The organism is Myroides albus (assembly GCF_009711045.1).
GTDB lineage: Bacteria > Bacteroidota > Bacteroidia > Flavobacteriales > Flavobacteriaceae > Flavobacterium > Flavobacterium album_A.
In genome coordinates this window covers 1-12,044 of record NZ_WMJX01000056.1, presented here as the reverse complement: position 1 = coordinate 12,044, position 12,044 = coordinate 1, and the positions used below count along the sequence as shown (strand labels likewise).

General features: G+C 35.2%; 9 protein-coding genes. 7 read left to right on the top strand and 2 right to left on the bottom strand.

The window, feature by feature from the left end; all coding sequences use genetic code 11:
* From GJV76_RS14295 to GJV76_RS14270, 6 genes are all read left to right on the top strand, one after another.
* On the top strand, window positions 1–797 hold a 797-nt coding region (locus tag GJV76_RS14295), incomplete at its 5' end, for an endonuclease I family protein (protein ID WP_155093276.1).
* A 140-nt stretch (window positions 798–937) separates the two neighbouring features.
* The gene (locus GJV76_RS16000; protein WP_230381570.1) at window positions 938–2,488 is read left to right on the top strand and encodes an endonuclease I family protein; all 1,551 of its coding nucleotides are present in this window, start codon (window positions 938–940) and stop codon (window positions 2,486–2,488) included.
* A 907-nt stretch (window positions 2,489–3,395) separates the two neighbouring features.
* On the top strand, window positions 3,396–4,310 hold the full coding sequence (locus GJV76_RS16195; protein ID WP_444850890.1) for an endonuclease I family protein: 915 nt from the start codon (window positions 3,396–3,398) through the stop codon (window positions 4,308–4,310).
* A 95-nt stretch (window positions 4,311–4,405) separates the two neighbouring features.
* Window positions 4,406–5,401 (top strand): endonuclease I family protein, encoded by a 996-nt coding sequence (locus tag GJV76_RS14280; RefSeq protein WP_155093275.1) that lies wholly within the window; start codon window positions 4,406–4,408, stop codon window positions 5,399–5,401.
* Window positions 5,402–5,506: 105 nt separating this feature from the next.
* Window positions 5,507–6,439, top strand: a complete 933-nt coding sequence (locus GJV76_RS14275) for an endonuclease I family protein (protein WP_155093274.1) — start codon at window positions 5,507–5,509, stop codon at window positions 6,437–6,439.
* A 182-nt stretch (window positions 6,440–6,621) separates the two neighbouring features.
* Entirely contained in the window at window positions 6,622–7,641 is a 1,020-nt protein-coding gene (locus GJV76_RS14270; protein WP_155093273.1) for an endonuclease I family protein, read from the top strand.
* A 64-nt stretch (window positions 7,642–7,705) separates the two neighbouring features.
* On the opposite strand, the gene GJV76_RS14265 is transcribed toward GJV76_RS14270, so the two are convergent.
* Entirely contained in the window at window positions 7,706–8,377 is a 672-nt protein-coding gene (locus tag GJV76_RS14265; protein WP_155093272.1) for a sterol desaturase family protein, read from the bottom strand.
* 39 nt (window positions 8,378–8,416) lie between these two features.
* On the bottom strand, window positions 8,417–9,424 hold the full coding sequence (locus tag GJV76_RS14260) for a 3-oxoacyl-ACP synthase III family protein (protein WP_155093271.1): 1,008 nt from the start codon (window positions 9,422–9,424) through the stop codon (window positions 8,417–8,419).
* Between the two features lie 141 nt (window positions 9,425–9,565).
* Here GJV76_RS14260 and GJV76_RS14255 point away from each other — a divergent pair, with 141 nt between their 5' ends.
* Window positions 9,566–11,986, top strand: coding sequence for a S9 family peptidase (locus tag GJV76_RS14255; RefSeq protein ID WP_155093270.1), 2,421 nt, complete (start codon window positions 9,566–9,568; stop codon window positions 11,984–11,986).
* Window positions 11,987–12,044 lie beyond the last annotated feature (58 nt).

Genomic DNA, 12,044 nt, shown 5'->3' with positions numbered 1-12,044 from the left:
ATGCTAAACCTACAACTCCTGTGGATCCGGTAGATCCAGATCCAGTTGATCCAGGAACTGGTCAATCAGGAGATTTTAAAAACATACCTGCTGATCAAAAAGCATATTACGCTAATATTGATTTCAAGAAAACTGGAATGGAGCTAAAAGTTGCTTTAGCTAAACTAATTCAGAAAAAAAATGATATATCATATACAGCTAATAAGCATGCTATTGCAATTACCGATCGATCTCCAGATGGAAAATTGTATATGATTTACGGAGAAAAAGGTACAACAAGTGGTAATCACACTTATACTTCAAACTCTGGATGGAATAGAGAACATGTATTTGCACAATCGCAAGGAAACCCTGTTTTGGGAAGATCCAAAGGACCAGGTGTAGACGCCCATCATTTAAGACCTTCGATTATTAAACACAATAGTGATCGCGGAAACTTACACTTTATTGAAGGATCTGGTAAAGCAAGAAAACTTGGAGGTGGATGGTATCCAGGCGATGAGTGGAGAGGAGATGTTGCTCGCATGATGATGTACATGTACCTTGTATATGATCAACAGTGTGATGCTAATTTAATCGCAATAAGCTCACCAGTTTCAACAGATAAAGGAATGGTTGAATTGTTTTTAAAATGGAACGCAGAAGATCCTGTAGCTGACTTAGAGATACAGAGAAATGATTTTCATGGAAATCCTAAAAATGCTAATTCACAAGGAAATAGAAACCCTTTTATCGATAACCCATACTTAGCAACACAAATCTGGGGTGGCCCAGTGGCTGAAAACAGATGGAAATAAAATAAACAAGAGCAAGCTTCAATAAAAGCTTGCTCTTTAACTTTGATTTCTTCATACAATTAAGTAACTTTATGTGAATTTCTAAACATAGAAATACACTTCACTTAAAATATTTAATTGTATACTAAAATCTATTAGTAATGAAGAAAATTTCAATCTTTTTAGTATTAGGGATGGCTTTGGCTATATTTTCTTGTACCAAAGACCCTATTGTGACGGATCCTACTGATATAGAGAATCCCGAAACTACGAATCCGGAAAAACCAAATCCAGATCCAACTGACCCCGATCCCAACACACCTATTGAAGTTAAACCTGGAAAAACAATAGTTTTCCCTGGAGCAGATTTCGAAGTTTGGGATACATTCTTAGGTACACTTCAAGATTATCAAGGAACCAAAATAAAACCATATGCTACTCAAGCCATTGGTACAGGTTGGGACAATAAAAATGGATTAAGTTTAAAGGGTACACCTTCAGCAAACGACTATGTATTTACAGTTGAAAACGTAAAAAAAGTAGTCAAAAATGCAACGAAATTATCTTTACTTGTAAAAGGTACTTCAGCAAAATCGTTAACCTTGTTGGTTTTCAAACCAGATGGTAAATCCTACTATGCTTATAATGTAGGTGATATGTCTGATAGCAAAAATATTACTGCAGATACAAAACCACAGACATCCGATCCAAATAGTACTACACCAAGCTATACAGGAATTATAGATACAAAAGGAAAATGGGTTAAAGTTGTTTTAGACCTTAAAACTGGTGTGACTGGATATAATACTACTGGAACTGGTAAAACCTTTGCTATTAAAGTTGGTAAAGATGCTGCTTATGACTTGGTAATCGATGAGATTAGATACGAAGACGGAACTGAAAGTGATGCTGGTGGAGATGGTGAGCCAGGTACAGATCCTGTCGATCCAGGAGACTATAAAATTCCTGCTGATCAAAAAGCATATTACTCAAGTATTAATTTTAAAGATACAAAAGGAATGGCTTTGTATAGTGCTTTAGCTGATTTAGTTAAAAAAACACATCACCAAACATTAGGATATACTAACAAACTTTGGGAAGCTATGAGTATAACAGATTTAGTACCAAACACTAATGAAGTTTATTTAATATATGGTCATCCTGGGGTAAAAAATGGGGTTCAAGCTTTTTCAAGAAACAAAGCTAATCACGGAGGTAATAAAGGACAATGGAATAGAGAACATACCTATGCCAGAGCATTAGGAACACCTAATTTAAAGGGAAATGAAAAAGCTAATTCAGATGTTCACCATTTAAGACCAGCTGATGTAGAATGGAACGGAAAAAGAGATAATGAAAAATTTGCTAAAGGTTCAGGTCTCTCTGGGCCAGTAAGTGGAGGATGGTACCCTGGAGATGAATGGAAAGGTGATGTAGCACGTATGATGATGTATATGTATCTTAATTATGATAATCAATGTTTACCAACTGGTGTTGCCATAGGCCCTACAAACAAAGTAGATCCTAAAATGGTAGATATGTTGCTGGATTGGAATGCAGAGGACAAAGTATCTGATATGGAGAAAAAAAGAAATGAGTACCACGGTGGAAACCATCAATACTCACAAGGTAACCGTAATCCTTTTATCGACAACCCTTACTTAGCTACACAAATCTGGGGTGGAAAACCGGCAGAGAATCTTTGGAAATAAAACTTAGTTAAATATAGTATAAAAGAGCTTCTTTAAAGAGGCTCTTTTTTTTATACCACTAAATAACCCTAACTTTATAAAATCAAATATTTTTGACAGAATTTGAACAACAAACAAACACAAAACTGAAACACTTTTATTAATTGAAAACACTTTTACAATGAAAAAAAAGTCACTTTTACTAGTCTTAGGACTATCGTTATTAACACTCTCGTGTACGAAAGATCCTATTGTCACTGATCCTACTGATCAAGATTGGACAGAAAAGCCAGCTGATCCAGATGAGGATAATGGTCAAGGAGGTAATGAAGAAACAACAGACTCTGATGGTCAAGGAGTAGATGGAGTTAATGTTAACCAACCAGACATTGTAGCAAACTTCAATGATTGGGAAACTTTTGTTAAAACCACTAATACTTATGGAGTAAACTCTATCGCTAAAGCAGCACCTGGACAAGGAAGAGATGGTAAAAATGCAATGCATATCAAAGGGCAATATCCCGACAAAAATGATTACGTATTTACTATCGAGAATCAAAGTGTTTCCACTACTGCTAAAACGATTATAGTATACATTAAAGGAAAAGCAGCTAAATCACTTTCTTTTAACCTATACAGAGCAGATGGTACTTATGATGTTTATAACCTGCGCACAGATGCACAGATTGAATCTAAGCAAGATGTAGTTATCTCTCAAAACACAGTATTGGAAAAAACTACTCGCATGAGTTCTTATAATCCAAAAAACGGAAATAACGACTATACGAAAACGACTGTTGAAACAGCTAATCAATGGGTTAAATTAACGCTAAACCTTGAAGGCGCAGATTACAATAAATCAGGTAATGGCCCTCTATTCTCAATCAAAATAGGAAACAAAGCTGACTATGATTTATTCTTAGACTCGATTACTTTTGATGATGCGGAAGTACCTGGAAACGGTGGAGAGACTGGTCCTACTAACCCTGGTGAATATACTATTCCTGCAGAATATGCAGCGTATTATGCTGGTATAGATTTTACAAAAAATGGAATGGAGTTAAAGGCTCAATTGGCAAGTCTTGTAACAAGAACACATAAACCTCAGAGTTATACTCCTGGAATATGGGAAGCTTCAAAATATACTGATCAAGATCCAGAAAACAGTGATAATGTAATACTTATTTATGGTTGGACAAACAATGAAAAAGACATTGTAAAAAGAAGAACAATGCCAAAAAGTCAACAAAGTTCTGGAGGTAGTGGAAGAGATAAAGTATGGGAGAGAGAACACGTATTTGCTAAATCACTTGCTGTAGATAAGTCTAAAGAACAAGTCGCTCTTCATGCAGAAGGAAGAAATGGTACAATACCAACGGCTATAGAAGGAATAGCAGGACACGATGCACATAACCTAAGACCAATTAATGGATCATGGAATGGATCAAGAGGTAATAAAGAGTTTGTAAATGGTTCAGGAAATTCAGGTCCTAAAGGAAACTATTGGTATCCAGGTGACGAATGGAAAGGAGATGTAGCTCGTATGATGATGTATATGCACATCCGCTATGAAAATGAAAATGGAGGTGGATATACCAAAGCTACTAAAGTAGGAAAACCTATCGATACTAAAAACGGAACGACTGCAGATGAAATGATTGATTTATTCTTAAAGTGGAATGCTGAAGATCCTGTATCTCCTTTAGAAAAAAGAAGAAATGAATATCATGGTGGGAATCATCAATATTCACAAGGAAATCGCAACCCGTTTATCGACAACCCTTATTTAGCTAATCAAATTTGGGGAATGGAAAACAAATACAAAGCAGCAAATCTGTGGTAGTAAAATATAAAACACTAAAGAGGCTCTATTTTTAAGAGCCTCTTTTTTATTTAATAACTTTTCAGTACTTTTCAATAACCACTATATAAAAGAAAATGAATAATAAATTACTAACGCTTGTGGCAATTTGCCTTTTGACAATCTCGTGTGCAAAAACTCAGAAAGATAAACAAGCTCATCTGTCACAGGACAATAATCAATCGCAAAATACTACTGCTTTAAATATTCCAACTTACAAAATCCCAAAACAACAAGCTGACTATTACAAAGAAGTGGATTTTACCAAAACAGGTCCTGCCCTACTATCACAACTCGCCTATTTACTTGAAAAAACACATAACCCCATTAGTTATACCCCTGGTATAAGACAAGCTCTCCAAACAACAGATCAAGATCCTGAGAACAAAGATAACGTCGTGTTGCTTTATGGTTGGCCTAAAGGTGAAAGCAACGCATTGGAACACCAAAGAAGTATCAATAAGAGATACTTTAGTAAAGGAGAGCAGGAAGATAGCGAAAGAAAAAAAGTTTGGGAAAGGGAGCATGTATTTGCGAAATCAAGAGCCAAAAGCAATACACTTAAATTAAAAGGTTTAATAGCCGACGCAAAAGGCAGTATTCCACACGCAGCGCATACCAGACAACTGGCAGGACAAGATGTACATCATATCACAGCCATTAATGGTTATTGGAATAATCATAGAAATAACAGCTTATTTGTAAATGGAGAAGGCAATTCACATAAAATAGCTAACTACTGGTATCCTGGAGATGAATGGAAAGGAGACGTTGCTCGCATGATGATGTATATGCATCTCAGATACCATAAGAGCGACAATTACACCAGTGCAGATAAAATTGGACTGCCAATAGATGCAAAGCAAACAACTAAAGACGGAATGATTGATTTGTTTCTCAAGTGGAATGCAGAAGACCCTGTCTCTGCGATTGAAGTAAATAGAAATAAATATCATGGTAACTTAAACAATAAATACGCTCAAGGAAATCGCAACCCATTTATCGATAATCCCTATTTAGCAAATCAAATTTGGGGAATGCCACAATACACAGCAGACAACTTATGGAAGTAAGAATAGTTTAGTTTAAAAAAAGATATACTGATCGAAATTTAATCATGTAATACTGTTTTTTAGTATAGTTTTTGATTTACTCATATAAATCAAAAACTATATAAAATGAAAAACAAATTAACCATTTTCTTAATTGCATGCTGTACCTTGGGGTTAAGTTATTCCTGTAGTAAAGACCCAATTGTAACTACCCCCTCTCCTGGTAAACCAATACCTATTCAACCGAATCCTGGAGGGGAGAATAACGGTGGAGGAACTCCCTATAAATACAATATACCTTCCGATCTTAAACCATACTATGCTGATATCGATTTTACCAAAACAGGAAAAGAATTAAAAACGCAACTAAGCAATAAAGTAACAAGTACGCATAAAAAGACAATTACCTATAAACAAGTTTGGACTGCAGTCAAACAATCAGACTTTGTTCCCAATGCAAATCCAGAACAAGTATATCTAATTTATGGACACAAAGAAATTGGACTCTCACCTGAAAAACAAGCTTATACAAGAGAAATGAGTAAGCAAGCTTCAGGAGGCCCAAGTGTAGATACATGGAATAGAGAACATGTATTCACACAACATGCAGGAGGATTTAACACAAAACAGCCTGGAGCTGGAACAGATGCACACAATATTCGAGCTGCAGATACGGATTGGAACTCTGCTCGAGCTAATCGAAAATTTGCGGAAGGAAAAGGCAATTCTACGCCAATAGGACAAGATAGCTGGTATCCTGGCGACCTATGGAAAGGCAGTGTTGCACGTATGATGATGTACATGTACGTTAGATATGGCGAACAATGTGCACCTACTAAAATAGGACAAGGTAAAACGACTTCTTTTGATAATATGATTGATCTATTTCTCAAATGGAATGCACAAGTAAAAGTATCTGAAAGCGAAAAAAGAAGAAATGACTACTTGAGTAATGTCAACAATGAAGCTGGGCAAGGAAATCGCAATCCTTTCATAGATAACCCTTATTTAGCAACTCACATCTGGGGAGGCCCTAAGGCAGATAATCACTGGAAGTAACAAATTTATCTTTTAAAATCTATAATTCATGGCTATATAGTATTCTATATGGCCTTTCTTTTTTAGATTAATAGTATAAAAAACATTTATCAGTTATTGACATAATAATTGTTTGTACCTTTGTTGTCCTTTAATACAAAAGCTTTGAAAAGTTAAACTACAAAGTTTTAAATTTTTGACAGATGAAAAAGTTTTTTATACTACCTCTAATGGTATTTATGAGCCTTACTTATAGCTGCTCATCAAGTGATGATTCTATCACTGAAGATACTGGAACTGAAAATAATGGTGGAGGAACAAAGCCAAAGCCTTCAGTTGTAATGAAAGATAAGGCAAATTATCGCCCTATTGATGAAGCTCAACAACAATATTATAAAGGCATTGACTTTACACTACGTGGTGAAAAGCTCAAAGAAGCCTTGCATGCTTTATTAGTAAAAACTCATAAACAACTCATGTATACTCCAGATTTATGGGATGCCTGTATTGCAACAGATATTAATCTTGACGACCCAAATGGTCAAACATTACTTGCTATGTATGGTTGGCCTAAAAACCAAGAAAAGGAAAACAAACACAAGCGAACGATAGATAAATTTGCAAAAAACAACAATCCTAAAGAAATAAATATTAATAGAGATAAAAAATGGGAAAGAGAACATGTATTTGCAAAATCTAAGGCAGATCCAAAACTTGTTACCTCAAGAGGCGACAAAGGATACTCTGAACAGGGTTTAATTGCAGGTGTAGATGCCCATAATCTAAGAGCTATTAATGGTCAATGGAATGAAGATAGAGGTAATACAATATTTGGAGAAGGAAGTGGTAATGCAGGTATGAGTAACGGCTTTTGGTACCCAGGTGATGAGTGGAAAGGAGATGTTGCCCGTATGATGATGTATATGTATGTTAGATATGGAGCACAATGTAATCCAAGAAAAATAGCAGCAGGAAATGAAGTAGCTACTCCTGATTATGGAGGAACAGGAATGATGCGTATATTTTTAAAGTGGAATGCGGAAGTTCCTGTCTCACCAAATGAAAAACTAAGAAACAAAGTTCATGGTGAACAAAACAAAAGATACTCACAAGGAAATCGCAACCCATTTATTGACAACCCTTATTTAGCTAATCTAATCTGGTGGGGAGGGCAAGATCAAGAAGAACTTGTTGCAGATAATATTTGGGAAAGAATTGAATAAATAGAACTTTTCTTCACATTTAACTATATAAGATGAGCTGTACAGATTTTGTACAGCTCATTTTTTATTTTCTCTTTTTTTCAAACATCAATTCCTTAACCTTCTCTTTATCCTCTTTTTCTTTTTTCAAGTCAAACATAGTACCAAATACTCGATCCCAAAAGGTATTACTAACGCCAAAGCCCAAATCTTCATCTTTGTAGTGATGCAGATGGTGATTTCGCCAAAGTGGCTTCATAAACTTAAAAGGCGGTGCGAAAGCGTGGATAGCATAGTGCATTGAAGCATAAAGTAGATAACCTAACATAAAACCAGGAAAAAAACCAAACACATACTTTCTTAAGACAAAATAAAAGACACAAAATATCACAGCCGCCAATAGTATACTGGGTACTGGTGGCATAAATAACCGCTGCCTATCTCTCGGATAATGATGGTGATTGCCATGCATGATGTAAGCAAACCTTTGTAAGCTTTTCTTTTCACTAATGAGATGAAAGATAAATCGGTGTGCTAAGTATTCAAAAAAAGTCCAAAATACCATTCCTCCTAAGAAAAGAAGAACGAGATTTTGGACCGTCAATTGATAATCTCGATAACCGAGATAAATAATATAAGATAACAAAGGAATATACATCCCCCAAATAATAGCAGGATGACCCTTTGTCAACATTTCTAAATAAGGATTCTTAAATAATTTAGCTTGGCCTTTGTTGTGTATTTTTTCAAATTCCATGGTATATTAACTTAATCGTCTTAAGCTAATATAATAATTTTACCAACGTATCACAACACTTCCCCAAGTGAACCCACTTCCGAAAGCAGCCAGAACAACTAAATCTCCCTCTTTAATTTTACCTTGCTCCCATGCTTCAGTTAATGCAATTGGCACAGATGCAGCCGTTGTATTCCCATATTTCATGATATTGTTGAATACTTTTTCATCAGGTAAACCAAACTTATTTTGAATAAATTGAGAAATACGCAAATTAGCTTGGTGAGGAATCAACATATCAATATCTTCAACTTTTAAGTTATTTGCTTCTAACCCTTCATTGATAACTTCACTAAAGCGAACAACAGCGTTTTTGAAGACAAACTGTCCATTCATATAAGGCGTATAACTAATATCATCTGGATCGTTATCTTGTAGGATCTCAGTAACCCATCTACCTCCCATACCTGGAGCTAATAAGGCTAACTCTTCTGCATGTTCACCTTGAGAGTGAATATGAGTAGATAACAATCCTTTTGTATCATCTTCACTGCGCGTTAAAACAGCTGCTCCTGCCCCATCTCCAAAAATCACAGAAACTGCTCTACCACGAGTAGTCATATCTAATCCAGATGAATGCACTTCCGAACCAACCACTAAGACGTTTTTATACATCCCCGTTTTAATGTATTGGTCAGCAATCGATAAAGCATATATAAAACCAGAACACTGTGCTCTAATATCTAAAGCAGCAACGTTGTTTAATCCTAATTCTCTTTGTAACAACACTCCTGGACCAGGAAAGTAATAATCAGGACTCAAGGTTGCAAAAACAACGAAATCAATGTCCTGTGCCTCTACTTTAGCTCTTTCCATAGCAATGCGAGCCGCTTTCACTCCCATTCCCGAGGTAGTATCTTCTTCTAATAACTTATGTCTTCTTTCGTGAATACCAGTTCTCTCAACAATCCATTCATGATTGGTATCCATTATTTTTGAAAGATCATCATTTGTTACAACATTATCTGGAACGTAATAACCTAATCCACTTATTTTTGATCTATACATTTTGATAAGCTTTTTATTTTAAAACAGCAAAAATAAGCTTTTTAACAACTAAAAAGTATTAAATTATCTACAAATAGCTATTCTAAGCTTTTATTTAATTTTATTTGATATATATTAGCGACCTAACCTTAACTTATACCCATGAAATTAGTAAAAACATCGTTATTATCACTATTTTTGATAACATCTATGTATGCACAAGAAAACATTACTTATCAAAAACCCTCTCAAGAAATTTTAGAGCTTGCAGATTTTGAACGAGCTCCAAGTATCTCTATTGACTACAACAAAGAGTATATGTTACTTACTTACCGCAGTACTTACAAAACGCTAATGGACTTAAATGTCAATGAAATGAGATTAGCTGGACTGCGTATTGATGTAAATACAAATATCTCAAGTACGGTTACATACATTGAAAACTTAAAAGTTAGAAAAGTAAAAGATACAAAAGAAGTTCAAGTAAAAGGCCTACCTACAAATCCGCGTATAACTAATCTTTCTTGGTCACCTGATCAGAGTAAAATTGCATTTACACATACTACGGAAAAAGGAGTTGAATTATGGGTTGTGGATATCAAAACAGCTCAAGCAACTAAACTTACTGAAGATAACCTTAATGCTAATTTAGGAAGTCCAATCACTTGGTACAAAGACAGTAAAAACATTCTTGTTAATGTTATCCCGTCTAACAGACCAGCATTAATTGATACAAAAAACACTATACCTGCAGGCCCAATTGTCTCTGTGAGTGAAGGAGTAGTATCTCAAAATAGAACCTACCAAGATTTGCTAAAAAATAAAACAGATGAAGCTAACTTTGAAACTTTAGTTACTTCTGAATTATACAAAGTAAATCTAAATGGAGAGAAAACTTTACTAAAGAAAGGGGATTTATACGTATCTCAATCTTTCTCACCTGATGGTGAATACTTAATGTTGACTACATTAGAAAAGCCTTTTTCTTATTTAGTAGCATTAAACCGATTCCCTATGAAAACAATTGTTTATGACAAAGAAGGAAATCAGGTAAAGACTGTAAACGAAATACCTTTAAGCGAAATTATGCCTAAAGGATTTATGGCTACCAGAGAAGGCAAGCGAAATATGGGATGGAGAGCTGATAAAGCTGCTGAACTATATTTTGTAGAAGCACTTGATGGAGGGGATCCAGCAAAAGAAGTTGAATATAGAGACGAAGTCTTTACTTGGGCTGCTCCTTTTGACAAAACTCCTGAATCAATTGTTAAGTTATCACAGCGTTATGGCGGTATAGCTTGGGGTGATGATAATTTAGCTTTAGTTTCTGATCAATGGTATGACACGCGTAATACAAGAACGTTTATTATCAATCCTTCAAAATTCAATGAAAACCCAGTAAAGATTGAAGATAGAAATTCTCAAGATGTTTACAGCGATCCAGGAGAGTTTCAAACAAAGCGAAATGAGTATGGTCGCTATGTTTTAAATATCGAAAACAACAAAATGTACTTGATCGGAGATGGATACACGGCGAAAGGTCAATTCCCTTTTATCGATGAATTTGATACAAAAACACTAAAGACAAAAAGATTATACCAATCTAATTATACAGACAAAAAAGAGACGATTCAATCTATTGAGGATGTGAAAAAAGGAACTGTATTGGTATCTATTCAATCTCCTACAGAATATCCAAATTACTACTTTAGAAACATCAAGAAAAAGAACGACCTAAAGGCAATCACAACATTCAAGAATCCTTTTGAAAGCTTAGATGGAGTTTACAAAGAAGTAATTACTTACAAAAGAGAAGATGGTTTAGAATTATCTGGTACTTTATATTTACCAAAGGGCTATGATCGCAAGTCAAAATCTGAAAAATTACCATTGTTAATTTGGGCTTACCCAAGAGAATACAAGGATAAAAACAGTGCAGGACAGGTAACAAATAACCCTAACGAATTTACTTTCCCTTCATACGGATCGTTTGTTTATTGGGTAACCAAAGGTTATGCTGTATTAGATAAAGCTGCATTCCCAATTGTTGGAGAAGGAGAAGAAGAACCTAATGACACTTATGTTAAACAATTAGTTGCAAATGGTAAGGCTGCTATTGATGCAGTTGACGCTTTGGGATTCATTGATCGTTCACGAGTGGGTGTAGGTGGACATTCGTATGGTGCTTTTATGACTGCAAACTTATTGACACACTCCGATTTATTTGCTGTAGGTATTGCGCGCAGTGGTGCATACAACCGTACTCTTACTCCTTTTGGATTCCAAACAGAACAAAGAAACTATTGGGAAGTACCACAAGTGTACAATACGATGTCTCCTTTTATGAATGCAGACAAAATGAAAACGCCTATGTTATTGGTTCACGGAGAAGCAGACAATAACCCAGGTACATTTACATTGCAAACTGAGCGTTATTTCCAAGCGTTAAAAGGCTTAGGAGCTCCAGTAAGAATGGTTATTCTACCAAAAGAAAGTCATGGTTATGTTGCTAAAGAAAACATCTTACACCTTCTTTGGGAACAAGATCAATTCTTAGAGAAACACCTTAAAAATAAAAAGTAAGACCAAATACTATATAAAGTAAAAAGAGGGTGTCCCAAAAGGTCACCCTCTTTTGTAT

Bases quoted from the DNA above. Each gene is read 5' to 3' on its own strand.
- GJV76_RS16000 (WP_230381570.1), top strand. From the start codon at position 938: ATGAAGAAAATTTCAATCTTTTTAGTATTAGGGATGGCTTTGGCTATA.
- GJV76_RS14280 (WP_155093275.1), top strand. From the start codon at position 4,406: ATGAATAATAAATTACTAACGCTTGTGGCAATTTGCCTTTTGACAATC.
- GJV76_RS14275 (WP_155093274.1), top strand. From the start codon at position 5,507: ATGAAAAACAAATTAACCATTTTCTTAATTGCATGCTGTACCTTGGGG.
- GJV76_RS14270 (WP_155093273.1), top strand. From the start codon at position 6,622: ATGAAAAAGTTTTTTATACTACCTCTAATGGTATTTATGAGCCTTACT.
- GJV76_RS14265 (WP_155093272.1), bottom strand. From the start codon at position 8,377: ATGGAATTTGAAAAAATACACAACAAAGGCCAAGCTAAATTATTTAAG.
- GJV76_RS14260 (WP_155093271.1), bottom strand. From the start codon at position 9,424: ATGTATAGATCAAAAATAAGTGGATTAGGTTATTACGTTCCAGATAAT.
- GJV76_RS14255 (WP_155093270.1), top strand. From the start codon at position 9,566: ATGAAATTAGTAAAAACATCGTTATTATCACTATTTTTGATAACATCT.